Source organism: Rhodococcus sp. SJ-2, assembly GCF_053750035.1.
Window position 1 is genome coordinate 3523274 of the sequence record NZ_CM132340.1, and the last position, 25785, is coordinate 3549058.

Below are 25785 nucleotides of genomic sequence, written 5' to 3' on the forward strand. Positions count from 1 at the left end.
GGGGACAGCCGTGCCGGTCCGGGTGGTACTGGGGGCGACTGCGCTGGTCCGGCCACGAGTTCGTGACATCGCGTTGGCCTTCGCCGAAGACGGCCACTGCCAACCCTTCTGGAGTGACGGCATCATTGCGGAGGTCGACCGCCGGCTTCCTGCGGATCTGTCCCGCGCGACACGGGACTACCTGTTCGCCGAGCTCGAGCGCGCGTTCCCCGAGGCGAGGGTGACGTGGCCGGCGACCGTGCTGCGGGAGGTGCCGTATGTCGTCGACCCCGCGGAGACACACATGATGTCGGTGGCGCTGCTCTCCCACGCCGACGCCGTCGTCACCCAGACCCCCGCCCTGGCCGACGCACTCGAACGGGTCGACGTCGAACCGTGGACCGCCGACGCATTCGTCACCTTCGTTCTCGACGCGGCTCCCGAGGCCGCGCAGCGCACCCTCCTTTCTCTGGTGCGGCGCCGTTGGCTGCCACCGCAGCCCGACCCGTCGCGGGCTCCCGAGGCCGTCGAGGCCGATGCTCCCACCGACGCCGAACTGCTCGGCCGGCTCTCGGCGTGGGCGGGGCGGGAACTCGGCCCCAGCTGCGCCGGGCTCCTCGCCGCCTATGCGGACGAGGCGCGGTTCCGGTAGCGCCGGGGCCCTGGCCGTCCACACATGTCGGCCCCACCGCATAGACTTGTCACGGTCTTCGTCTCACACTCAGGAGCGCTTTCCTTGTCCGCTGTGTCCCCGGCCGCCACCCCTCTGTCCGGATTGGCGCGGATCGCGCTCGCCGACGATCAGTTCCGGAAGGTCTCCGAACTCGCCGGATCCGCCGAGCAAGCACTGGTCGCGCCGCCTGCCGTGCGTCCGTTCGTCGCCGCAGCCCTTGCCGAGAAGGCCCCGCTGCTCGTCGTCACTGCCACAGGCCGCGAAGCCGATGATCTCACCGCCGAACTCGCGGAGATGCTCGGTGAGTCCGTCGCGCAGTTCCCGTCGTGGGAGACCTTGCCGCACGAGCGCCTGTCGCCGAGCGCCGACACCGTGGGTAAGCGACTGCAGGTGTTGCGCCGGCTGGCACGACCCGACGACCGCGACCTCGGCTCCGAACTGCGCGTCATCGTCGCGACCGTGCGTTCTCTCGTGCAGCCCATGGCGCCCGGCCTCGGTGAAATCGAACCCGTGACCCTGCGGGTCGGCTCCGAGCACGACTTCGACACCCTCGTCGAGCGGCTCGTCGAACTCGCCTATGCGCGCGTCGACATGGTCGGAAAACGCGGTGAGTTCGCTGTCCGCGGCGGCATCCTCGATGTCTTCCCGCCCACGGCCGACCACCCTGTCCGCGTCGAATTCTGGGGCGACGAGGTCACTGAGCTGCGTCCGTTCTCCGTCGCCGATCAGCGATCGATCGCCGATGTCGAGGTGCCCACGGTCATCGCCACCCCCTGCCGCGAACTTCTGCTCACCGAGACCGTCAAGGAACGCGCGGCGCAGCTCGCGAAGGACAACCCCGCCGACGCTTCGCTGGTCGAGATGCTCGACAAGATGGCAGGTGGCATTCCTGTCGAGGGCATGGAGGCGCTCCTGCCCGTCCTGCAGACCGGCGAACTGCAGCTGCTCACCGACGTACTGCCCCCCGGTACGCACGTGTTGCTGTGCGATCCGGAGAAGGTCCGGACCCGCGCGACCGACCTGATGCGCACCGGCCAGGAGTTCCTGGAGGCGTCGTGGACGGCCGCATCGATAGGCGGTGCTGCACCCCTGGACGCGGGCAACCTCAAGGGCGTCGACGGCAAGCCGATGGATCTCGCGGCGTCGTCGTACCGGTCGCTGCGGCAGGTCCGCGAGGCCGCGCAGGCGAACGGCACCCCGTGGTGGACGCTGTCGCCGCTCGCGTCGGGAGCCGACACCGAAACGGTGCTCGAAGTGCAATCGGCACCCGAGGTGCGCGGGTCCGAGGAACTGCTGTCGATGCTGTTCGTCAATCTGCGTGCGCACGTCACCACCGGTGGTCGTGCCGCGATCGTCGTTGCAGGCACCGGCACCGGGCTGCGTATTCTCGAGCGGCTGAAGGAGAACGAGGTCCCTGCGGCCAAGCTCGAACCCGGAGCCGAACCCGTCCGCGGGCAGGTCGGGGTCATCAAGGGCGCGCTGCACGAGGGGATCGTCCTCGCAGGCAACGGCGACAATCAGGTGCCGGGACTCGTGCTGGTGACCGAAGCGGACCTCACGGGCAACCGTGTCACCGCGGTGGAAGGCCGCAAGTCCCCGGTCAAGCGTCGCAACCAGGTCGACCCGCTCGCGCTCACCGCCGGTGACTACGTGGTCCACGACCAGCACGGTATCGGTCGTTTCGTCGAGATGGTCGAACGCACTGTCGGCGGCGCCCGCCGCGAATACCTTGTGATCGAGTACGCCGCGAGCAAGCGTGGCCAGCCGGGCGACCGTTTGTTCGTCCCGATGGAATCACTCGATCAGCTCTCCCGCTACGTCGGCGGTGAACTGCCCGCGATCAGCAAGCTGGGCGGTTCCGACTGGGCCAACACGAAACGGAAGGCCCGCAAGGCGGTTCGAGAGATCGCAGGCGAGCTGGTCCGACTGTATGCGGCGCGTCAGGCGTCGCCCGGTCACCAGTTCGGCCCCGACACTCCGTGGCAGAAGGAGATGGAGGACGCCTTCCCCTTCACCGAGACACAGGACCAGCTCACGGTCATCTCGGAGGTCAAGACCGACATGGAGAAGCCGGTGCCGATGGACCGCGTGGTGATCGGCGACGTCGGATACGGCAAGACCGAGATCGCGGTTCGCGCGGCATTCAAGGCAGTGCAGGACGGCAAACAGGTTGCGGTGCTGGTGCCCACGACACTGCTCGCGCAGCAGCATCTCCAGACTTTCACCGAACGGATGGCGGCGTTCCCGGTGACGGTCAAGGGCTTGAGCAGATTCACCGACCCCGGCGATTCCAAGGAAATTCTCGCGGGCATGGCCGACGGTGAGGTCGATATCGTCGTCGGTACCCACCGTCTCCTGCAGACCGGGGTGCGCTGGAAGGATCTGGGCCTCGTCATCGTCGACGAGGAGCAGCGGTTCGGCGTCGAACACAAGGAACACATCAAGGCGCTACGCACCCACGTCGACGTGCTCACGATGTCCGCGACACCGATTCCCCGCACGCTCGAGATGAGCATGGCGGGGATCCGCGAGATGTCGACGATTCTCACCCCGCCCGAGGAACGGCACCCGATTCTCACGTACGTGGGCGGGTACGCCGACAAGCAGGTGGCGGCGGCCATCCGTCGCGAGCTGCTGCGCGACGGTCAGGTTTTCTACGTCCACAACCGGGTCAGTTCGATCGAGAAGGCCGCCAAGAAGATTCGCGAGCTCGTCCCCGAGGCGCGGGTCGTGGTGGCGCACGGGCAGATGAACGAGGACACCCTCGAGAAGACCGTGCAGGGGTTCTGGGAACGCGAATTCGACGTGCTGGTGTGTACGACGATCGTCGAGACCGGTCTCGACATCTCCAACGCCAACACCCTCATCGTCGAGCGTGCCGACGCGCTCGGCCTGTCGCAACTGCATCAGTTGCGCGGGCGCGTGGGGCGTTCCCGCGAGCGCGGCTACGCGTACTTCCTCTATCCGCCCGAGAAGCCGCTCACCGAGACGGCATACGACCGGCTCGCGACGATCTCGCAGAACTCCGATCTCGGTGCCGGTATGGCGGTCGCGATGAAGGACCTCGAGATCCGCGGCGCCGGAAACGTGCTGGGTGCAGAGCAGTCCGGCCACGTCGCGGGTGTCGGCTTCGATCTGTATGTTCGGCTCGTCGGCGAGGCAGTCGAGGCGTTCCGCGCCGCCGCCGATGGCACGCCGATCACGACGGACGAGGCACCGAAGGAGGTGCGGGTCGATCTTCCTGTCGATGCGCACATCCCCGCCGACTACGTCACCTCCGACCGCCTGCGGCTCGAGGCGTATCGGAAGCTCGCCGCTGCCACGGACGACGCAGCCATCAGTGCGGTCATCGACGAACTGGTCGACCGTTACGGTCCGCTACCCGAGGAGGTGCGCCGACTCGTCTCGGTAGCGAAGCTGCGGTTGCTCGCGCGTGAGTACGGGCTCGAGGAACTGGCGGTCACCGGCACGCAATTGAAGATCTCGCCGATGGAGCTTCCCGACTCGAAGCAGATGCGGCTCAAGCGCCTCTACCCGACGGCGCAGTACCGTGCCACGAGCGGCATCGTGCAGCTGCCGTTGCCGCGAACCGGCGGGATCGCATCCGATCGCGTGCGCGATGTCGAACTGCTCCAGTTCATCGCCGATTTCCTGCTTGCGATGGACGGTAAGCCGCAGGGGTCGGTGGATGTGCGAGTCGAGTCCGCGGCGCAGGTCTGAGCCGGCGATGACGGACACCGGGGACGCTCTGGGCAGAGCCGCCGAGGTGATGGACAGGCTCTGGTCCTTCGGTGGGTGGGAGGTCACTCAGACGCACGAGAGCCTGCGGCGGTATCTGGTCGAGGAGACCTACGAGGTTCTCGACGCCATCGATTCCGGTGATCCCGACTCTCTGCGTGAAGAACTCGGAGACCTGTTGCTGCAGGTGCTGTTCCACTCGCGGATCGCGGAGGCCGCGGGGGAGTTCACCGTCGACGACGTGGCCGCGACACTCGTCGCGAAGCTGGCTGCCCGTAGCCCGCACCTGACCAACGGGCACACCGGTCCGCTCGACGTCGCCGAACAGGAAGCGGCGTGGGAGGCGGCGAAGGCGGCCGAGAAGGCGCGACCGTCGTGTCTCGACGGTATCGCGATGGCGCAACCGGCGCTGGCACTGGCCGACAAGGTGCTCGAGCGGGCGCGACGGGCGGGGTTGCCCGACGATCTCGTGCCGGATGGTCTCAGGTGTGTGCGTGTCCGCGACTCCGGCGATACGGAGTCGGTGTTTCGCGCAATCGTCCTGGAATTCGTCGCGGACATTCGTGGGGCCGAGGTCTCCGCAGCGGGCGGCGGTGGTCAGGCCGGTCCACCACACGATGCTGAGGCGTGGCGTCGCCACTGGCGGCGCTGAGCTCGATCTGCCGATCCCGCGTTCTTCTAAGCACAGAAGACGTAAAGATTATTTCTCGCTTTAAAACAAACTCAAATACTGTTTTGTAGCTTACTATGGTATCTACGACATGTTAATCACCGGGAAAGGCAATCTCCGGTCTCCGAGTGTCGGGTTCGGACAAGCGGAATTTGCCACACGCGCCCGAGAGCGCCGTGCCCAGAGCGGATCGGAGTCCAGCATGACCCAGGTACGCCCACCCAACGGGCTCGTGACCGAAGCGTCATCGACGCGGATGGTCGACCCAACCGAACATTTCCGGCCGGGAAGCCCCGCTCGATCGTCCAACGGCGTCACCGGTACTGCACGTCACGATCGCGTCGACGCAGCTCCCCCCGCGCAGAGATCCACCGTCAGCCTGATCATCCCGGTCAGAAACGAAGGACGGAACATCGCCTGGGTGCTCGAGCAGATCACCGACGACATCGGCGAGATCATCCTGGTCGACGGGAACTCGACCGACTCGACCCTCATCACCGCCAGTAGCTGCCGGTCGGACATCAAGGTTGTGCCTCAGGAAGGCACCGGCAAGGGCAGCGCGCTCAGGACGGGATTCCTTGCGGCAACCGGCGACATCATCGTGATGATGGATGCAGACGGAAGCATGGCACCCCAGGAGATCCGCCACTACCTGTACTTCCTCAACAACGGATTCGACTTCGTCAAGGGCTCGCGGTTCATCGTGGGTGGCGGTTCGCTCGACATCACCCCCTTCCGCCGGCTCGGCAACCGCTTCCTGCTCACCGTCTTCAACACTCTCTACGACGCCGAACTCACCGACCTGTGCTACGGCTTCTGCGCATTCCACCGCCGCTACCTCGAGCTCCTGTCGCTTTCCGCGTCGGGATTCGAGATCGAGGCCGAAATGGTGGTGCACGCGATGCAGGGCGGTCTGCGCGTGGTCGAGGTTCCGAGCTTGGAAATGCCCCGCCGGTCGGGCAAATCGAACCTCCACGCTGTCCGTGACGGGATCAGGGTGTTGCGCACCGTCCTCCGCGGACACAACTCCGGGATGTCCGGCTATGTCGCCCAAGCCCTGTCCCGTGGCGGCGCCCCCGAGCTCGCGAAGGAATGAACCGTGCGGACACTGGTCACCGGTGCCGCGGGGTTCATCGGGTCTGCTCTGGTCGATCGACTCCTCACCGAAGGACACCACGTGGTCGGAGTCGACGATCTCAGCTCCGGCACCACCGCGAATCTCGAACGTGTCATGCTCCGAAGAAAACTCGGAGCGGGTCGATTCGTTCTGCTGCAGCGCGATATTCAGTGTCCCGAGCTGGCAGGCATCGTGGCCGGAGCGAATCCGGAAGTGATATTCCACCTCGCCGCACAGGTGGATCCCGCAGTATCGGTGGCCGATCCGCAGTTCGATGCCCGCATCAACGTCCTCGGCACGATCAATGTCTGCGAAGCCGGTCGGCGGGCCGGCGTACGCAGAGTCGTGTACGCGACATCGGGTAGTCCCCGGTACGACGACGCGAGACCGATTCCCCCGGTACGGAGTTCGTCTCCTGCTCCGACCACACCGTGCGAGGCAGCGAAACTGGCCGGTGAACTCTATCTGAATGCGTATGCCCGCATGTACGGGCTGGCGCCGATCTGCCTGGCGCTCGCTGACGTCTACGATCCGCGCGAGGAGAACAGCGGGCGCGCGGACACCACCGAAGACCGCGTCTGCGTCGACGACGCTGTCGAGGCATTCGTGCGCGCAGGCCGGGCCCCCCTGTCGGTCACCGGCACGTTCTGCATCCGAACCGGTGAGACCTGGGAGATACCCGCGAATTCAGGATCCGAGCTCGGCTGCACTGCTTCGGTCGGCCTGCACCCGGAGAGCGAGGAGGTCCGTCGTGCGTCGTGACACCACCGGCCGGCTTCTCACGGCCCTCAGGGCGCCGCGAGGAGGCACACGACTCGGGCACCGCCTTGTCGCCGCCGCAGTGACGGCGCTCGGAGGAGTGGCGATCGCCGTGAACAGTCCTCATCTTCCGGGGCTCCCGGATCGGCTGATAGTGGTGATGTTCGTCGTCGCAGCCCCGCTGATCGCACTCGTCCGGCTGCTACCGGGCATCAACGTCCTACTCGCTCTGATCGTCGGGGCCGCAGGTTCTCTCGTCATCAACATTCTGATCGCACAGACGATGTTGACGGCCGAAGCCTGGTCGCCCCCAGCAGGTGTGGTCGCGGTAGGCCTCACCGCGTCAGTGCTGTGGCTGGTGCCGAACGATCACAACTCGCTTCCACATACGAAGGAAGATGTTCCATGACCGCCGCAATACCTCCGAGCAGTATGACCATGGATGTGGTGATCTGCGCCTACACGCTCGAGCGCTGGGACGACACCCTCGCTGCGATCGAATCGGTGCGGAATCAAACGACGCCGCCCCAGGAGATCGTCCTCGTCGTCGACCACAATCCCGATCTCTACGAACTCTTCAGCGCGGCCCTACCCGACGTGACCGTGGTGGAGAACCGGAAGCAACGTGGATTGTCCGGTGGCAAGGACACCGGTGTCGAGGTGGCCACCAGTGATGTGGTGGCTTTCCTGGACGACGATGCAGTGGCTCATCCCGACTGGCTCAGGCATTTCCGCGACGCCTACGTGGACGAGACCATCGTCGGCGTAGGAGGCACCACCCTTCCCTCCTGGGAATCCGGGCGGCCCCGATGGTTTCCGGAAGAGTTCGATTGGGTCCTTGGATGCACGTTCACCGGGCGAGAGCCGGGACCGGTGCGGAACCTGTTGGGCGGCAATGCGTCATTCCGCCGCGATGTCTTCTCGGTCGCGGGGGGGTTCCCGAGTCACATCGGCCGGACTTCGGAGCAGAGCCGACCCCTCGGGTGTGAGGAGACGGAGTTCTGCATCCGGGTGCGCCAGCATCGACCGGACTGGACCTTCGTCTTCGAACCGCAGTCCGTGATCTGGCACCGCGTACCTGCTGCGCGAGAGACTTTTTCCTACTTCCGCTCCCGCTGCTTCGCCGAGGGTCTGTCCAAAGCGGCCGTCACGCGCAGTGTGGGTGTCGCAGATGGACTCTCGGCGGAACGTAGCTACACCGCACGCACCCTGACCCGAGGCGTGGCGCGGGGGCTGGGGGAGGCGCTCCGTGGAGAACGAGCAGGTATCGAGCGTTCGTACGCGATCTCGGTCGGTCTTCTCTCTGCGGCAGCCGGTTACGCGCGCGGGGGCGTGCCGCTCCGCAGACGACCTGCAATGTCGGCGACGTCATGAACGAGTCGATTCCGGTCCTCATGTACCACTCGGTTTCGGAAGCCCCCACCGCCGCGACCCGTCGTCTCTCCGTCGATCCCGATGCCTTCGACCGGCAGATCACCTTTCTCGCAGAGAACGGCTACACCGGGATGACCTTCTCCCACCTCGCCGATGCACTGGCGAAGAACGGGCCCGTGTCGGAGAAAACGGTGGTGCTCACATTCGACGACGGCTACGCGGACTTCGCGCGGGTTGCCTGGCCGATCCTTCGGCGGCACGAATTCCCGGCGACGGTGTTCGTCACGAGCGGCTGGATCGACGACGCAGGCTCCAATGCAGCCGGACATCCGCTGGGACCGATGCTGAACTGGGCGCAGGTCAGGGAGCTTGCAAGCGAGGGTGTCGAAATCGGAGCGCACAGCCACAGCCACGCTCAACTCGACCAGTGTGGGGATGCGGCACTGTGCGAGGAGCTTCGCATCGGACGGATCCTGCTCGAGGAGTGCGTCGGCGCTCCCGTCCACTCGCTCGCCTACCCCTTCGGTTACTCGACCCCGCGGGTGCGGGTCGCCGCCAGAGCAGCCGGCTACCGGTGCGCGGCGGCCGTGCGAAATATTCGCGCCACTGCATCCGGTGACCCGTTCATGATCCCGCGGCTGACCATCCGCCGAAGTACCGACGACAACGACTTCGCGTCGATCATGCGCGGCGACAAGCAGTTCTACCTGCGAGACCGCGTGCTGACCGCAGGGTATGCGACCGTACGCGGAGCCCGTCGCGTGGGTAAACGGGTCGCGCGACATGGCTGAGAGCGTGCTCGCGATCCATCCCGGTGGCGGCCCCACCGACGATCATGTTGCGGCCGGAAGGCCGGTCAGCGAGCGGGGCAGCGGTTCGCTCTTCCTGCGGAACACCTATGCGCTCGTCCTCAACACGGGAATCACCGGCGCACTCGGCCTGGGGTACTGGATTCTCGCCGCGCACTACTACGACGATTCGGATGTCGGTCGCGGATCAGCCGCGATCTCTGCGTTGATGTTGTTGACCGGGCTGGTGTCGGCCAATTTCGCGGGCACGCTGAACCGCTTCATACCCAAGACCGGCAAGCGCACCGTCCGGGTCGTCGTGTTCGTATACCTGCTCACCTCCGGAGTGGTCGCCGCGCTGGCCGTCGCCCTGACCTTCGCGCTCGACATGCTGGGCGGCCCGGCGTACGACATCCTGCGCGAGCCGAACATGCGACTGTGGTTCATCTGCGCGGCGGTGGTTGCGAGTGTGATCACGGTGCAGGACAGTGTCCTGACCGGGTTGCGTGTCGCCGTCTGGGTGCCCGTGTGGAACGCGGCATTCGCGGTCGCCAAGCTCGGCTTACTCGTACTGCTCGCCGAGTCGATGCCCCGCACGGGAGTCTTCTTCTCCTGGATCATCTCCATGTTCATCGTCGTGTTCCCGGTGAACCTGTTGATCTTCGGCAAGCTACTACCGCGGCACGTGCGCACGTCGACCCACGATGTCGCGGTGCGAGCCGCACAGGTCGGCCGGTTCTTCGCCGCCGACTACTTCGGAGGGCTACTGCAGTACGGCACAATCTTCCTCGTCCCTGTCCTGGTGGCGTTGCGGGTTGCTCCGCATACCTACGCGTACTTCTTCCTGGCCTGGTCCGTCGCCAACATGATGAACCTCGTGGCGATCAACACCGGTGTATCGCTTGCTGTGGAAGGAGTGTGTGCCCCTTCGCGTCTGGCCGACTACTGCCGCGCCGCGCTCATCAGGACCCTGGGGCTGCTCGTCACAGGTTTCGTCGCGGTCGGCCTCGCGGCTCCATACGCCATGGGACTACTCGGCGACGGCTACCTCGACGCCGTGCCACTGCTCCAACTGCTGGCCCTCGCCAGCCTGGCCAGCGCAGTAGTGGACATCTACCTCGGCACGCTGCGGGCGCGCACCCGAAGCAGGCGGATCATCATCGTCCAATCATCGCGAGCGACGGCAGTACTGGGGTTGGTGGTGCTCCTGCAGCAATACGACCAGGTATTCGCCCAGTTCGGCGATCCGAGACTCACCGCAGTGGGAGTCGCGGTGCTGCTCGGTCAACTCGTCACCATGCTGACGGTGCTTCCGGATCTCGGCAGGCTTCTGAGGCGGCGCCCGCAGCCCGACCCCCCGATCGAGACATACGAGGAGAGCGTATGTCCCTGATCGACGCGGACAAGCGCCGGTCCGATCCGGCCGATTTCGCTGCACAGTGCACCGACGCCGACGCGCAGCCACCGTTGCCTCCGCAAGTCCGCAGGCAACGGCTGCCCGTGGCGATTCTCTGCGTTGCGCTCGTCGTGGCTGTCGCGTTGTACCTCGCTGGACTGCGCAATGTCGATCTGCAAGCCATGACCGGGCTCGGGCTGATATCGGTTCTGACGATATCGACCATGCTCGGGCCGGGTCTGATCGTGCTCGGTTTCATCGGGACGTTGTCGCTGAGCCGCCGCCGCACCTGGCTACTCGGCATCCACCTCGTCCTGCTCGTGCTCATGCTGCACGGCATCACACTGCTGCTCGAATCGGAGCCGCGGTTCCCGATCAGCTGGGTCCACATCGGATTCGTCGAGTTCATCGCCCGAACCGGAACCACCGCACCGGACCTCGATGCCCGATGGTCCTGGCCCGGGTTCTTTGCGCTGGCCGCGTTCTGGGGTGGTTCGGGAGACCTGTCTGCGCTGCACACCGCGGTGTCCGTGGCCTCGGTGGGCACCAACCTGCTGTATCTCGTTGCACTCGGGCTGCTGATGAGCCCACTCCGGATGTCCTGGCAGGCGAAATGGCTCGCGGCCATGTTCTTCTGTCTCCTCAACTGGATCGGGCAGGACTACTTCTCGCCGCAGGGCTTCGCGCTGGTGCTCTACCTGCTCTTCGTGGGCTTCCTCGTCGTCTGGTTCCGTACACCTCATTCACCGTCGGGGGATGCCCCCTGGCCCTTGCGTCCGGGAAACAGGCTGTGGCGATGGGTCTGGGGTGAAGCATCGCGCGGGGAGCTGCCGCAGAGGAAGGCAGATCCGTCGGAGCGAGTGGTGATCCTCGCCGTCGTGGTGGGTCTGTTCGCTGCCGCGACCGTCTGTCACCAGCTGACTCCCTTCGCCATGATCCTGAGCGCCGCCGGGTTGGTCGTCGCGCGCCGATGCGTACTCCGGGGACTTCCCGTACTGCTCGTCGTGATCGTCGTCGCCTGGGTCAGTTATATGACCCAGGCGTACTGGGGAGGTCACTTCGGGGAGGTGATGAGCGGTGTCGGGAACGTCGGATCGACGGTGTCTGCGAACATCTCCGATCGGGCAGAACTCGGAAACTCCGAGCACCAATGGGTGGTGCGCGCCCGGATGCTCACGACGGTACTGGTCTTCGTGATCGCAGGTGTAGGGCTACTCCGGCGCCGGCGGCGAGGAATCGAGGACCGTGTACTTCTCGTCCTGATCACCGCTCCGATCGGCTTGGCCTTCATGCAGAGCTACGGCGGCGAGATGGCGCTGCGTGTCTACTTGTTCGCACTCGCCCCGGCCTCGGTGCTCGTCGCGCTCGCCCTGTTTCCCCGCCCGGTGTCGCGGCCCTCTCTTCTGGCGCGCTGCGCTGCATGCGTGCTCGGGCTGGTGATGCTGTTGTCCTTCTTCGTCACCCGATACGGCAACGAGCCGTTCGAGCGGATCGACAGTGGTGCGGTGAGTGCAGTGGGATCGGTGTACGACCAGACCACCGACGACGTGCGGTTCCTCTACGTCACCGCGGTCCCCGAGCTCAACTCCACGCCATTCATGCCGCTCGGCTACCGCGACGTGGAACGCGTCCACTGGTCGAACACGATGGCCCCCCTCGATCCGTCGGATGTGACAGGCGTGCTGCAGGCGCTCCGCGAAAAGGGGCCGGACACCTACCTGATCACCACGCGAAGTCAGGAAGCGTTCGTCGAGCTCGGCCAGGGATACCCGCTGGGCTGGGGCGACGAGTTCCGCGCCTCGCTGGCCGATGCGCCCGGACTGAGAACGGTCGTGGAGAACCAGGACGCCACGGTCTATTCCCTCGACTGGCCTCCGGATGCCGAAGCCGAACACAAGGCGCTGATGTCCACCGGAGTACAGGTGTGGCTCACGCCGTGGACCGGTGTCGGCGTGGCTTTTCTGATCCTGCTCGTGGGCACCCTGGGTGTGCGTGAGGCATGGCGCCTGCGGCTCACGCCCGACCGATACAAACGTCTGCGCCCACTCACCTTCGCTGCGATACCACTGCTCATCGGATTCGTGCTCGTCGTTCTCGAGCGCTTCGCGATGTTGACGTCATGACGAAGAAGGAGCGAATCGCACCGCAACCGAAATCTCTCGACAGCGAGGAATTCATGTCTCACAACACTCTTTCCGGACCCGATATCGCTCCGGTCGCCATCGATCACACCGGTGACGTGGTGACGGATTTCGTCGCCGCGGCGCACGACCTGCCCGGCCACGCGGCTCTCGTGTACAACGGGTCCGTCATCACCTATGGGGACCTCGCCGAAAGGGTCCGTTCCACGGCATCGAGGTACCGCTCGACCCGGCCGGACGCGGGCGGGGGATCGGGCCGGATCGGCGCGGTCGTGTCGCACACACCCGCCGTGGTGGAACATCTGCTCGGAATCCTGCAGGCCGGCGTCACCTACTGTCCGATCGACTCGGCGCTTCCCGGTGCCCGCAAGCATTCTCTCGCCGCGGCCCTCGGAGTCGATCGGGTGGTCATCACCGATCTCGATGGCGGCGAATCGGACAACCATCGGATCGAGGTGCCCGACAACCCGGCAGTGGTGGACGGCGACCCGTCGAGCCGTATGTGGTTCCCGGACGATCCGGCATATGTGCTGTGTACCTCGGGTTCCACAGGAACTCCCAAGCCGGTTGCGATCTCGCGGCGTGCGCTGACCGTGACGGCACGCGCGTTGCGCGACCTCTTCGAACTCACACCCGACGACCGTGTTCTCCAGTTCGCCTCTCTCGGCTGGGACACGTGTCTCGAAGAGATGGTGCCCGCATTGATCACCGGCGCAACAGTGGTGTTCGATGATGCGGCCCGCATCGGATCGTTCCGGCCCTTCGTGCGCATGCTGACCGAGCAGGAGATCACCATGATCGACCTGCCGACGGCGTACTGGCACGAACTCGTGCTCTACCTGCACGAAGAGCAGATCGGCCTGCCGGACAGTCTCAGGCTGGTGGTGATCGGGGGCGAACGGGTCGATCCGACCCGGTTGCGGCAGTGGCGAGAACTCCCCGTCGGGAACGTCGTGTTGCTCAACACCTACGGGTGCACCGAGACGACGATGGTGACCCACGCCGTGAGACTGAGCGGACCGGGCACCGAACCCGAGGTCATGGCACTCGTCTCCGACGCACCGCTCGGGCGCCCGCTGCCCCACGTGCGCGATCACATCACCGACGACGGTGAACTCCTGATATCCGGCCCATCGTTGGCAACCGGGTATCTGGGCATGCCGGAGCACACGGCGTCCGGGTTTCCCGTCGCCGACCACGGAACGGGACCGGCCCGCTGGTTTCGCACAGGTGATCTCGCCACTCGCAGCGGGACGGGGCCGGTGTTCTCACGGGGCCGCGCTGACGACCAGCTGAAGGTGCTCGGCGTTCGGGTGCATCCGGCGGAAGTCGAGGCGCAGTTGAATACGCATCCCGCCGTCGCGGGTGCAGTGGTGGTCGGGGAACTGCTACTGGGACGAATGTCGCTGACGGCGTATGTGGTCCCGGCCGCAGGAATGCTCCCGACGCCGCTCGAGCTGAAGCGCTTCCTGCGTGAGCGGCTACCCAGCCAATTCGTCCCTGCCCGGGTGTATTTCGTTGCAGGACTGGAGTACACCGCCAGCGGAAAAATCGATCGATCGGCGACACAGCGTGCCGCACTGAACGGTGACCTCGAAGGAGCAGAACGATGAACTCTGACCATATTGTCCAGATCTTCCGCCGGGTCCTCGAGACCCCCGACGTCGATGCCGGTTCCGACTTCTTCGAACTCGGTGGTGATTCGCTTCTGGCAACGCGGGTGCTCAGTGCCATTGCCCGTGATTTCGGAATCGAACTGCCGTACGACGACTTCCTCGATGGGCCCTCCGCGGAGCAGTTGTTCGCCAAAGTGACGGCGGTCGCGTCGTGAACGGGACGCGCATGCGGGTCGTCGTGGTCGGTGCGGGACTCGCGGGGTTGACCGCTGCGGTCGATCTGGTGAACGCGGGCGCGGACGTCACTGTCCTGGAGGCGCGCGATCGTGTCGGCGGCCGGATGCACGGTATCCCCGTGTCCTCGGGTATCTCAGCGGACGGAGGGGCTGCCTATCTGGGCGTGCGGCACACCGAGCTTCTCGCGCAGTTGCGCGAGTACGGACTCGATCTGGCCTCCACCGAGATGACCGGGGACAGCACCTTTCTGATGGCGGGGCAGCGGACGACAACGCCGGGCAGGGTGCCCCCTCTGGGGGCCGTCGCACTCGGTGATCTGTTCGACCGGCTCGACGAGATCGTGGCGTCGGTGCGCACCGACGCTCCCTGGCTGAGTCCGGATGCCGAACGCCTCGACCGGATCTCGGTTGCACAATGGGCAGCCGACGTGATCGATCATCCGGATGCGCAGACCTTTCTCCCGCTGTTCCTCGGCGAGATGATGGCGGCGGACCCCGCGTCGATCTCCGTGCTCCACATGGCTTTCTACCTGTCGTCCGGCGGTGGCATCCGCTACCTCAATGCGTTCGAGGGCGGTGCGCAGCAATGGCGAATCGATGGGGGTTCGCACCTGCTGTGCGAGGCGCTCGCCGACCGGCTCGGCGACCGAGTGCGGTCGGATCGTCCGGTTCGCGCGATCGAGCAGGACGGGGACGGAGTAGTGGTGGCCTGTGGTTCGGACAGCGAGGGGGTATCGACCACGTACCGGGCCGATCGCGTCGTGGTCGCCATTCCGCCGCTGTTGGCGCAGCAGATCGAGTTCCGGCCAGGGCTGCCCGAGCCGCGTGCGACAACCGCGACCGGCCGTGGATGCGCGGTGAAGGTGCACCTGAGCTACCCTTCGCCGATCTGGCGGGAAAGCGGACTGTCCGGGTGGTCGGTGAGTGCGCAGGGGCCGTTGCTGTCCACTGTCGACGATTCGCCTCCGGATGGGTCCGTCGGCATTCTCACCGGATTCGTCACGGGTGCTGCGGCATCCGCCTTCTCCGCGATGTCGGAGTCGCAACAGCGAGAGGCAGCGCTGGCCCACACCCGTCGGCTCTTCCCTGAGCTGCCGTCGCCGTCGCAGTGCACGGTGACCGATTGGCTGTCCGAGACGTACAGCAAGGGCTGTTATGCCGCCTTGTTCGGCCCTGGCGATTGGTTGCGGCTCGGACCGAGCTTGATCGAACCCCACGGCCGGGTGCACTGGGCCGGAACCGAAACGAGCCTGGAGTTCTTCGGGCTCATGGAGGGCGCGATCAGGTCCGGTCGTCGCGTCGCCACCGAAATGATCGCGGCCGGAATTTCGCAGACCGACTCTCGGAAGGTTGCATCACGATGACCACATACATCGAACGCGAGAAGACCGGGTTCGCCTACGCCACCGATCAGCCGTACACGTATGTGCGCAGGCAATTGATCGAGCCGGACTGGCGACGATATCCGGGATGGACGGCCGTCACCGAAGCCGAGTGGCGTGATGCACAATGGCAGCGCGCACACTCCGTGAAGAACATCGCGCAATTGCGCGCGGTGATGGGTGATCTGCTGGACGAGAATTTCTATGCCGATCTGGCTGCCGATCAGCAGGAACGTGCGACGATGTCGATGCTTCTGCCGCCGCAGATGCTGAACACCATGACGCCGTCGGGCGCGACACGCCGCGGCTTCACCGAGGCATTCTATGCGGATCCGATCCGCCGCTACATGTTGCCCGTGCTCAGCGATCGCGATCCGCAGTGGGTCTCGCATCCGTACGCCGAGCGGGATTCTCTGCACGAGAGCGAAATGTGGGCGACGGAGGGGCTGACCCACCGGTACCCCACCAAGGTTCTTGCCGAGCTGTTGTCGACCTGTCCGCAATATTGCGGACACTGCACACGGATGGATCTCGTCGGCAATTCGACACCGACGATCGGCAAGGCGAAGTTGGAGCTGCGGCCGGTCGACCGGCAGGAACGAATGCTGGAGTACCTGCGCGCCACGCCATCCGTGCGCGACGTGGTGGTCTCCGGTGGCGACGTGGCGAACCTTCCCTGGCCGCGGCTGGAAGCCTTCGTCGCGGAGTTGCTCGAGATCGACACCGTTCGCGATATCCGCTTGGCGTCGAAGGCCCTGGCGGGGTTGCCGCAGCACTGGCTGCAGGACAAGGTGGTCGACGGGGTTGCCCGCGTGGCGCGCACCGCCGCGGATCGAGGCGTCAATCTGGCTTTGCATACCCACATCAACCATGTGCAGTCGGTGACTCCGCTGGTTGCGGAGGCCACGCGGGCACTGCTCGACGCAGGTCTGCGGGATGTGCGGAACCAAGGGGTGTTGCTGCGCGGGGTGAACGCCACCACCACCGACCTGCTCGATTTGTGTTTCGCACTGCAGGGTGAAGCGAACATCCTGCCGTACTACTTCTACATGTGCGACATGATTCCCCACGCCGAGCACTGGCGGGTCGCGCTGTGGGAGGCGCAGCAACTGCAGCAGGAGATCATGGGTTACCTACCCGGATTCGCGACCCCGCGGATTGTGTGCGACGTCCCGTTCGTCGGCAAGCGCTGGGTTCACCAGGTTGTCTACTACGACCGGATCCGCGGTATCTCGCACTGGAGCAAGAACTATCGCACTGGTTTGGACGGCGTGGACGTCGATGCGTTGAACCGGGTCTATCCGTATTACGACCCGATCGACACACTCCCGCCCTCCGGGCAGACGTGGTGGCGGAACTCGTGCACCGTCCCGTGTGATGCCTCCGGAACGGTCTCTGCGCCATGACCGTCGAGCTTGCCCCGATCACCGACGCCGACCTCGGGGAGGTCGCGGACTTCCTGAGCGTCAATCACAACGACCGTGTTCCGTGGGAGTCGGCATGCTCGACGGTGCCGTGGAAGGTGGACGCTCCGAATCACGGATTCATGTTGCGCGACGGGCCGAATGTGGTCGGCACATTGCTGGCTCTCTACTCCCAGCGCCGGGTCGCGGGGCAAGTGGAGCGGTTCTGCAACATGGGATCGTGGTGCGTGTTGTCCGAGTATCGGGCGCGCAGTATGTCTTTGCTCGACGCCTTGCTGGCGCAGGACGGATATCACTTCACCGTGCTCTCGCCCGACGACGGACCGCGGGAGATTCTGTCCTGGAGGAAGTTCCGATTCCTCGATACGTCTGCGGCGCTCATCCCCAATCTCCCGTGGCCGACTGTTTCCCCGCGAACGAGGGTCAGTTCCGACCCGAGGGTCATCGCGCGCACACTCACCGGTGCAGAGCTCGACATCTACCGCGACCATGTGCGCGCGCTGGCTGCGTGTCATCTCGTGGTGGTCCAGGGACAGCAGTCCTGCTACGTCATGTACCGCAAATGCCGGTACAAGGGTGTACCCGTTTTCGCCGTCGCGCTGCATGTGAGCAATCCGGATCTGTTTCATCGTGCCTGGATGCCGCTGACACGCCACCTGCTGGTGCGGCACGGGCTTATGGCGACACTTGCCGAGTTGCGGGTGATCGGGCGCCGTCCACCGCTGGCATTCGAGCTGGACAACTGGCCCAAGATGTACCGCAGTGCAACGCTCGATCCAGGGCAGGTCGACGACCTCTACAGCGAACTCGTATGCGTGCCTTGGTAGTCGGGGTCGCCAATCCGACATCGAAGAATCCGACCCTGAAGAATCCGGAAATGAAAGGGAGCGATGCAGCATGATCGAGATGGCGACAAACGCAGTGGTGATATTCGTCCTTGCGATCGCGGCCTTGTTCGTTCTGCTCATTGCGGCCGATATCGTGCTCCTCCTCGGGCTCCGAGCGCGTATTCCGCAGGGCGGCTCGGCAACGTCCGAGCAGGGGACGACACATGCCTGACACCGAGGGGGTGGAGCCATGACGCCCCACCTCGGGATATGGCCGGTCGTACGAAGCACGATCCGGCGGTGGGGCACGGTCGGATTGCCGGTCATGGTAGCGGTGGCCGCATTGCTTGCCGCCGTGCATCTGAGCTCCCCTGGTCTTCCTCCTTCGGGAGGAGCCGGGAGTATCAGTACTGCCGGATGGGGTTTCACCCATACGCAATTCAGTGCCGACACCGGCAGACCTCTGGCAGTTGCGGCTGCCGAGAGGGCAGTCGGATCGGTGCCGATGGTGCAGGCACAGGCCATCATGGGGTGGGGAGTGGACAACCCGGAGCCATCGCCGGGCCGTTACGATTTCGAAAGTCTCGATCGTCGAATGGACTTCATCTTTCGCAGTGGCGGTACGCCGGTGATCGTGCTGTGCTGCGCACCGGACTGGATGAAGGGAGGAGAGCCCGGAGAGACCGATTGGGACCGACTGGAGGTCGCTCCGCGTCCGGAACACTACGCTGATTTCGCGGAACTGAGTGCCGAAGTGGCACGGCGTTATCCGAATGTCCGGCACTTTCTCGTCTGGAACGAGTTCAAAGGATTCTTCGACGACGACACCGATCGCTGGGACGCGCAGGGATACACGACCTTGTACAACATGGTGTACGACGCGGTGAAAGCGGTGGATCAGGCGAATCAGGTCGGTGGGCCCTACCTCGAATTCGCGAGTAAGCCGGTGGGTTCACTGGGCACCTCGCCACAGCTGGAGGGTCCGTGGGGAGCAGTGGATCAACGGTACCTGGATGCATTCGTCTTCTGGAACATGCATCGGAAGGGGGCCGACTTCGTTGCTGTCGATGCCCATGCGACAACGGCTCAGGGCGCTCCGGACGAGTTCACAGCAGTGCAGAAGTTCGCGGCGGTCAACGAATGGCTCCACTGGCAGGTCGGTCTGCCCATCTGGTGGGCCGAGTGGTACGTCGAGCCACCGGGTCCGGGCTGGTCGCCGGAGCATCGGATGGCATTGCGTGTCGCCGCGATGATCGAGCTCGCCGGTAGTGGAGCAGATACGGTCTTGTACTGGAACCCACGACCGCAGGACGCGGCATGTGCAGAGTGTCTCTGGACGGATACCTGGGACGCCGACGGGGGCCGGCCGTTACCGTTCCTCGATGTTCTCCAAGTTTTCGCGCGGTGGTTTCCCCCAACCGTCGATCGGCGGACGGTGCGGTCGGCGGACGGATTGCTCGCGCTCGAGACCGACCTCGCTCGCGTGATCGTCAATACCAGGGACACGACGACGAGTGCTTCCGTCGACGGCAGGCAGTTCGAGTGGTCGGCTTACGAGGTCAGATGGTTCACGGCGGCGGACTCGTGGGGTGGCACTGCGGGCTAGATCCCGCACTCTCGTCCGCATCTGATAGTAAAAAACTCATAAACTCAATAGCCGACTGGAAACATACTTCAGGTTGATTTCCAGGAACGTTTGAAACCGGGCGCTTTTGGACCTAATCTCGAATCGTCCCGGTATTGCGTGCGAAGGGTCGGGCAGCGCGCGTAGGGGAAGTTCGTGCTGCATGGAGGTACACCCGATGCCGTTCCGATTGATCGATCGTAAAGAAACCCTTGTCGCAGGCCTGCCCGTGAGGAGTCCACGCCGGGCGCTCGGCAAGGTGCGCGACCCGCATCTGGAGAAAGCGTGGTTCGCGGTCCTGAACGGAGAGACCACGGGTCCGCTCGCGTCGACCTACACCGATCACGCCGAGGAGGTCGGTTCCTATTACATTCAGACGGTCGGGTACTGCTGCGAGTCGCTCGACGATGTGCCCACCGGATACATGGTCTCTCGTCTGCCTGCGGGTACGTACGCCAAGTTCTCGGTAACGGGCGACGATTTCACCGAGATTTTCCCCCGATTGTGGGAGGAGGTCTGGGAAGCGGAGCGTCGCGGCGAGATCGAGCGGACCTTCACCGGGGACTTCGAATATTATCCGCATGCCTTCGGGGTCGACCTGTACGTGGCCGTTCGGCCTGCGAAGTACGGGGAACCGCAATGACATTCACCATTGTCAAAGTCGGTCCGTATCAGGTGGGAGGGCTCGTGGTGCCGGGTGCCGCGCCCGGGGTCCTCGGCCCTGCCGCAGACCTGATGAACTTCACCCTGGAGCGGCTCTGCGAACGCGGTGTCCGGGACATCACGGTGGTCTACGTCAGGCACCTCGAAGCGGGATGGTCCGCCGTCGCAGGATATCGCTGCGACAACATCGACGAGTTGACGATCGGAGACTCGCTGGTCAGAGTCTCCGAGAACTACGCAGCGCGGTTCGTGCCCGAGGGTGGATCATCCGATCGATGCGAGGATCTGTGGGATCAGGTCGAGGCTGCCGACAAGAGGGGCGAGATCACGCGAGCATTCACGGAGGAGATTCTCGTTCTTCCGGAGCGCGGTGAAGCCGAATTGTATGTGTCCCTGAGATGATTATTCTGCCTCGGAATTCCGGTAACGGTGACGAGTGGTGCCGGAATGGGTGACCATATCGGTGTAACCATGCCACCGGTCGTGGGCGAGCGCGAACGGCGGTTCGTCGAGGTCGTCGACGTGCGGGCGTCCGATGTGTGGTTGTCCGATGCGAAGCACGGCCGCCGAACGGAGGCCGATGTGGACCGCAGAGCCGAAGAGCTGTCTCCGCTGTTCGTGGGGCGAACACTCGAATTCCATGACGAGAATTCGGGATACCGTTTCGTCGCAGCGTCCCCGGCTGCGGAACCGGCTCTGTGGACGGAGTTCGTTGCCGGCGCGCTCACCGCGTACCGGAAGTACGGTGTCGAAACGGCTGTGGAATACGACAAGATCATCGACGGAATCTCGACGACGTATTTCTTCGCCGCCCTCGACGCGGAGGGCGCGGTGGTGGGAGGGTCTCGGGCGTTGGGGCCGTATCGAAGTGTCGACGACGCGCATCCGATGGTCGAGTGGACCGATCCGGTGCACCGGGCCGTGCTCCGCCGGGTGCTCGGCGAATGTCTCACCCACGGGCTGGTCGAATCCAAGATGGGGTGGGTAGCAGCCGGGGTTCCGAGACGACGACAACTGAGCACCTCGGTCGCGCGAACCACGACCTATTGCATGGAGCTCCTCGGTGCCAGATATCTCGTGGGCACTGCAGCCGACAACGCCTTGGAGATGTGGACGCAGTCCGGTGCTCGTATCGTCGAGAGCGTCCCGCCGTGTCCGTATCCGGATTCGCGGTACCGGACACGTCTGCTCCTCTGGGACGTCCTGGAGGGCAGATCATGCGAGCGGACTCGCGAGCTCGAGAAGCTCCTGACATCGGATGTCGGATGAGCGCGGGCCCCATTCCCGGCGGGAGGATCGCAGACGCAGAGCGCGGCGAGGACGAGATGCACACGGCGGTGCTCTTGTCCGAGGAACATTCGGACCATACGGTCGAACTCGAGCGACTGCGCGACGAGCTGGGGGTCGCGCTGGTCGATCGGTTGACGCAGCAGCGTGACGGACTGCGTCGTCTCGGTGGCCTCGCCGTTCCTGAGGAGGCGCCACGGTGGGCGTACTACCCGTGGCGGCGTACCGCGGTCCGGGTACTCGGACCGGTGTCGTTCCGGCGGCTGCGTCTCGATCGCAACCGAAACAAGATCACCACTGCCGAACAGGAGCGGCTGCAGGCCGTGACCGTCGGTGTCGTCGGTCTCAGTGTCGGGCATGCCGTGGCCCACACGCTCGCCCTCGAGGGTGTCTGCGGTGAGATCCGGCTGGCCGATTTCGACGGTGTGGAGTTGTCCAACCTGAACCGGGTGCCTGCCACTTTGCTCGATCTGGGACTCAACAAGGCGGTGGTCGCCGCGCGTCGTATCGCAGAGGTGGATCCGTACCTGCACATCGGGGTGTGGCCGGACGGCGTCGCGCCCCATACCGTGGGCGACTTCCTCGACGGTCTCGACGTCTTGGTGGACGAATGCGATTCGCTGGATGTGAAGGTGCTGTTGAGGGTGGAGGCAGCGCGAAGGCGGATGCCTGTCGTGATGCATACCAGCGACCGGGGTCTGGTCGATGTCGAGCGGTTCGACCTCGTGCCGGAGCGCCGACCGTTCCACGGGTTGCTCGGTGACATCGATGTCGAGGCACTTACGGGGTTGTCCAGCCGAGACAAGGTGCCGCACGTACTGCGAATCCTCGGTGCCGGCGAACTGTCGACGCGATTGGCCGCATCCATGCTGGAAATCGACGAAACGCTCGAAGCGTGGCCGCAACTCGCAAGCGACGTGGCACTCGGTGGCGCGACGGTCACCGAAGTGATCCGACGAATTGCGCTCGGGTACAACGTGGATTCCGGGCGCGGGCGGATCGACCTCGAGGAATCTCTCGGGCAGCTGGAACCACCGGATGCGGAAGCGGCCGAACCATCGGCGCAACCGACCGATCAGCCGGTGCCGACGGGGCCGGTCGACGCGCTGCTGCACGCGGCGGTTCGGGCGCCGTCCGGGGGTAACAGCCAGCCCTGGTCGATCACCGTCGAGCAGCGACGGCTCGTCTTCTCGATCGCTCCGGAGCCTGCTGCGGTACTGATGGACTTGCATCATCGAGGGAGCTGCATCGCGGTCGGGGCAGCTCTGTTCAACGCGAAAGTAGCCGCAGCGGCTCACGGAATCCTCGGTACGGTGAGACTGCCTACCGCCGACAGAATCGATTCGACTCGCCCCGTCGCGATGCTGGAATTCGGCGACGGTGCCGATCCGTACCTCTCGGAGCTGTACGGCCCGATGCTTGCGCGAGAGACGAACCGGCATCCCAGCGATGACTGCGATCTCACGGGCGGGGAGATCGCGGCGTTGCATGCAGCGGCGGCCTTGGAAGGCGGTCGGATCCAAGTCGTGACCGATCCGGCAGCGCTCGACGAGAGCGCCGAGATTCTGGCCGAGTCGGATCGGATCCGTTACCTGACCGGAGAACTCAGACGAGACATGCTGGGGGAGTTGCGTCGGCCCGGAAGCGAGAATGCCGACAGCGGTATCGAGGTGACCTCACTCGGGCTCGATGCAGCGGAGAGCGCCATGCTCGACGTCGTCCTGCGCGACGACGTCCTCGACCAACTCGACCACTGGGGGCTCGGCGGCGGACTCGGACGCATCACCAGAGACCGGGTACGAGGAAGCGCCGCCCTGGTGACGATCGTGACCGAAGGAGGCGCTGCACGCGACTACATCCGTGCAGGCACCGTGGTCGAAAGCGTGTGGGTGCGTGCGCATGCCCTCGGGCTTGCGGTCCAGCCGGTCTCACCGGTCTTCCTGTACGCCGACACGTTCGCCGACCTGGAGCGGCTGTCGCGCAGGCACGCCAGTGCCCTCGATGCGTTGCGCGAAAAGCTCAGCGTGTCGCTGGGAGTGGCGGACGACGACCGAATTGCGCTCGTCCTGCGGGTCGGGAGAACTCGGCACGCCGCAGAACGCAGCCGCCGCCGTGCGGATCGAGTCCGGTACAGGCACCGGAGTGGACAGAGCTGAAGGAGGACAGCGATGCCCGGTACGGAACATACGCTGGATGCGCTGGTCACCCGCATCGCCGCGCACCTGATGCCTGCCGATGCCGCCACTCAGGTGGTCGCGGCGCGGGAAGTGCTCCGCGAGCTTGTCGAACACTTCGGAGTCGACACCGCGTTCCTCCGGTACAACGACCATGACGCCGGTGCCACGCGTCTGGTCGCCGAATGGCCGCAGAGGCCGGTGATCCCGGATCCCGACCCGCTCGGGGTGATCTACTTCCACAATGCGGACCTGATCTTCGCGGCTTCCGCCACGATGAAGGAGCCGTTGCTGAGTCGCCCGCGCACGCAGGCGGCCTCCGACCCCGACTGGGAGGGGTACGAGCACCGGGTCTTCGAGGGGTCGGGGATGCCTAATGTGTCGGTGGCGGCCGTGCCCCTCGTTTCCGGACCGATCACGACCGGCGCATTGGGGCTGATCAAAGAAGGCGATCGGGCCTGGAACGACAACGAGGTCACCACGCTGAAATTGATCGCCGCATTGCTGACCCAGGTGCAGGCACGGATTCGTGCGGAGGAGGATCTGAGGTACGCGGCCTATCATGATGCGTTGACGGGACTTGCGAGCAGGCGCGCTCTGTTCGAGTATCTCGACGACCGATTGTGCGCAGGTAAGCCCGGTCCTGTCGGAGTGCTGTTCCTCGATCTCGATCGGTTGAAGGCGCTGAATGATTTTCTCGGCCATCGCGCAGCCGACACCTACCTGTGCCGGATCGCTCAACGTTTGTCGGACGGAAACGGACGTGACGACATGGTCGCGCGGCTGGGCGGCGATGAATTCGTGGTGGTGCTCGACGGTCCCGCGACACTGGACGAGGTGACCGGTCGGGCAGAAGCGATGCTGCAACATGTCGGAGAGTCCGTCGCTCTGGATGGCCAGACGGTCGGGCGCGGTGTGAGTGTGGGGGTCGCGCTCGGAGTACCCGGCGAGGTCTTGGCGGTCACTCTGCTCAGCCGGGCCGACCAGGCAATGATGTCTGCGAAGGCGCAGGGCGGCAACAGTGTCGGTGTGTTCACCGAAGACATGAACGATATGGGCGAGCGACGAACGATCATCGAGATGAACCTGCGCACGTCGATCGACGACGACCACCTGATGCTCGAATACCAACCCGAGGTCGATCTGCGCACCGGCAGGATACTGGGGCTCGAAGCGCTGGTGCGATGGAACCACCCGGTGCTGGGAAAACTGCAACCGCTGGAGTTCATCGAGGTCGCCGAATCCACCAACCTGGCAGGTGAACTCGGTGCCTGGGTGATCGATACTGCATGCGCACAGCTGGGACAGTGGAAGCGTGATTTCCGAGAACTCGACCTGATCATGAGCGTCAATGTGTCGCCGGTTCAGTTGGTTTCCATGGATTTCGACATCTATGTGAAGCAGGTTCTCGAGCAGTACGGTCTCCTCGGCTCGGAATTGTGCCTCGAGATCACCGAGAATGTGGTTGTCGGTGACCTGCGACGTACGCGGTCCACGCTCTCGAAACTCGAGCGGCTGGGAGTGCGGATCGCAATCGACGACTTCGGAACCGGATACAGTTCTCTCGGTCATCTCAAGTCCCTTCCTGTCGACACCCTCAAGATCGACAAGGTGTTCGTGCAGAATCTCGATCGAAGCGAAGGCGACAGGGTCATCATCGATTCGATCGTCGGGCTGGCCGCGTCCTTCGGGCTCGATGTGGTGGCCGAGGGTGTCGAATCCGTGGGGGCGGTGAGCTACCTTCTCGACGTGGGTTGTGTTCGTGCGCAAGGTTTTGTGATGAGCAAGCCGAAGGGGCCGGAGGAGATCGAGCGATTGCTGGAGGTTGGTGCGCTCGCGTTGCCGTGGAACGTCGATGGGGCCATTTCCCACAGGACTTTTCTCGGGGATGTTGCACGCTGAGTCGGACTTACGGTT

The 25785-nt window shown here is 64.9% G+C and carries 22 protein-coding genes; all 22 read left to right on the forward strand.

Annotated features, from left to right (window positions below):
* The first annotated feature begins 10 nt into the window (after window positions 1-10).
* The 22 genes from ACSYG9_RS16595 (at window position 11) to ACSYG9_RS16700 (ending at window position 25770) form a co-directional block, all read left to right on the forward strand.
* Window positions 11-631 (forward strand): PIN domain-containing protein, encoded by a 621-nt coding sequence (locus ACSYG9_RS16595; protein WP_440123590.1) that lies wholly within the window; start codon window positions 11-13, stop codon window positions 629-631.
* A gap of 84 nt (window positions 632-715) precedes the next feature.
* A complete protein-coding gene (mfd, locus tag ACSYG9_RS16600) occupies window positions 716-4372 on the forward strand; it encodes a transcription-repair coupling factor (RefSeq protein WP_454839207.1) in 3657 nt (1218 codons plus the stop codon).
* 7 nt (window positions 4373-4379) lie between these two features.
* Complete coding sequence (locus tag ACSYG9_RS16605) at window positions 4380-5042, forward strand: MazG family protein (RefSeq protein WP_440123592.1); 663 nt, start codon at window positions 4380-4382, stop codon at window positions 5040-5042.
* Window positions 5043-5262: 220 nt separating this feature from the next.
* On the forward strand, window positions 5263-6156 hold the full coding sequence (locus ACSYG9_RS16610) for a glycosyltransferase (RefSeq protein ID WP_440123593.1): 894 nt from the start codon (window positions 5263-5265) through the stop codon (window positions 6154-6156).
* Window positions 6157-6159: 3 nt separating this feature from the next.
* Complete coding sequence (locus ACSYG9_RS16615; RefSeq protein WP_454839209.1) at window positions 6160-6939, forward strand: NAD-dependent epimerase/dehydratase family protein; 780 nt, start codon at window positions 6160-6162, stop codon at window positions 6937-6939.
* Window positions 6929-7345, forward strand: coding sequence for a hypothetical protein (locus ACSYG9_RS16620; RefSeq protein WP_454839210.1), 417 nt, complete (start codon window positions 6929-6931; stop codon window positions 7343-7345). The genes ACSYG9_RS16615 and ACSYG9_RS16620 overlap by 11 nt, the downstream gene beginning before the upstream one ends.
* A complete protein-coding gene (locus tag ACSYG9_RS16625) occupies window positions 7342-8310 on the forward strand; it encodes a glycosyltransferase family 2 protein (protein ID WP_454839212.1) in 969 nt (322 codons plus the stop codon). Before ACSYG9_RS16620 ends, ACSYG9_RS16625 begins: the two co-directional genes overlap by 4 nt.
* Window positions 8307-9101 (forward strand): polysaccharide deacetylase family protein, encoded by a 795-nt coding sequence (locus ACSYG9_RS16630; RefSeq protein ID WP_440123597.1) that lies wholly within the window; start codon window positions 8307-8309, stop codon window positions 9099-9101. The genes ACSYG9_RS16625 and ACSYG9_RS16630 overlap by 4 nt, the downstream gene beginning before the upstream one ends.
* Entirely contained in the window at window positions 9094-10491 is a 1398-nt protein-coding gene (locus ACSYG9_RS16635; RefSeq protein ID WP_454839214.1) for a lipopolysaccharide biosynthesis protein, read from the forward strand. Before ACSYG9_RS16630 ends, ACSYG9_RS16635 begins: the two co-directional genes overlap by 8 nt.
* Complete coding sequence (locus ACSYG9_RS16640; protein WP_454839215.1) at window positions 10482-12617, forward strand: hypothetical protein; 2136 nt, start codon at window positions 10482-10484, stop codon at window positions 12615-12617. The genes ACSYG9_RS16635 and ACSYG9_RS16640 overlap by 10 nt, the downstream gene beginning before the upstream one ends.
* Window positions 12614-14248: an AMP-binding protein gene (locus tag ACSYG9_RS16645; RefSeq protein WP_440123600.1), complete on the forward strand. Its 1635-nt coding sequence runs from the start codon at window positions 12614-12616 to the stop codon at window positions 14246-14248. The genes ACSYG9_RS16640 and ACSYG9_RS16645 overlap by 4 nt, the downstream gene beginning before the upstream one ends.
* The gene (locus ACSYG9_RS16650) at window positions 14245-14466 is read left to right on the forward strand and encodes a phosphopantetheine-binding protein (RefSeq protein ID WP_440123601.1); all 222 of its coding nucleotides are present in this window, start codon (window positions 14245-14247) and stop codon (window positions 14464-14466) included. Before ACSYG9_RS16645 ends, ACSYG9_RS16650 begins: the two co-directional genes overlap by 4 nt.
* Window positions 14463-15851 carry a flavin monoamine oxidase family protein gene (locus tag ACSYG9_RS16655; RefSeq protein WP_454839216.1) on the forward strand — a complete coding sequence of 463 codons (1389 nt, stop codon included), beginning with the start codon at window positions 14463-14465 and terminating at the stop codon, window positions 15849-15851. Before ACSYG9_RS16650 ends, ACSYG9_RS16655 begins: the two co-directional genes overlap by 4 nt.
* Window positions 15848-17275, forward strand: coding sequence for a KamA family radical SAM protein (locus ACSYG9_RS16660; protein ID WP_440123603.1), 1428 nt, complete (start codon window positions 15848-15850; stop codon window positions 17273-17275). The genes ACSYG9_RS16655 and ACSYG9_RS16660 overlap by 4 nt, the downstream gene beginning before the upstream one ends.
* Window positions 17272-18120 (forward strand): hypothetical protein, encoded by an 849-nt coding sequence (locus ACSYG9_RS16665; RefSeq protein ID WP_454839219.1) that lies wholly within the window; start codon window positions 17272-17274, stop codon window positions 18118-18120. Before ACSYG9_RS16660 ends, ACSYG9_RS16665 begins: the two co-directional genes overlap by 4 nt.
* A gap of 79 nt (window positions 18121-18199) precedes the next feature.
* Window positions 18200-18352 (forward strand): hypothetical protein, encoded by a 153-nt coding sequence (locus tag ACSYG9_RS16670; protein WP_440123605.1) that lies wholly within the window; start codon window positions 18200-18202, stop codon window positions 18350-18352.
* 18 nt (window positions 18353-18370) lie between these two features.
* Window positions 18371-19726 (forward strand): GH39 family glycosyl hydrolase, encoded by a 1356-nt coding sequence (locus ACSYG9_RS16675; protein ID WP_454839220.1) that lies wholly within the window; start codon window positions 18371-18373, stop codon window positions 19724-19726.
* A 196-nt stretch (window positions 19727-19922) separates the two neighbouring features.
* Window positions 19923-20387, forward strand: coding sequence for a GyrI-like domain-containing protein (locus tag ACSYG9_RS16680; protein WP_454839221.1), 465 nt, complete (start codon window positions 19923-19925; stop codon window positions 20385-20387).
* Window positions 20384-20809: a hypothetical protein gene (locus ACSYG9_RS16685; RefSeq protein WP_440123608.1), complete on the forward strand. Its 426-nt coding sequence runs from the start codon at window positions 20384-20386 to the stop codon at window positions 20807-20809. The genes ACSYG9_RS16680 and ACSYG9_RS16685 overlap by 4 nt, the downstream gene beginning before the upstream one ends.
* Window positions 20810-20854: 45 nt before the next feature.
* Window positions 20855-21676 (forward strand): hypothetical protein, encoded by an 822-nt coding sequence (locus ACSYG9_RS16690; protein WP_454839222.1) that lies wholly within the window; start codon window positions 20855-20857, stop codon window positions 21674-21676.
* Between the two features lie 56 nt (window positions 21677-21732).
* Window positions 21733-23850 carry an Rv1355c family protein gene (locus ACSYG9_RS16695; RefSeq protein ID WP_454842977.1) on the forward strand — a complete coding sequence of 706 codons (2118 nt, stop codon included), beginning with the start codon at window positions 21733-21735 and terminating at the stop codon, window positions 23848-23850.
* A 12-nt stretch (window positions 23851-23862) separates the two neighbouring features.
* Entirely contained in the window at window positions 23863-25770 is a 1908-nt protein-coding gene (locus ACSYG9_RS16700; protein WP_454839224.1) for a putative bifunctional diguanylate cyclase/phosphodiesterase, read from the forward strand.
* Window positions 25771-25785 lie beyond the last annotated feature (15 nt).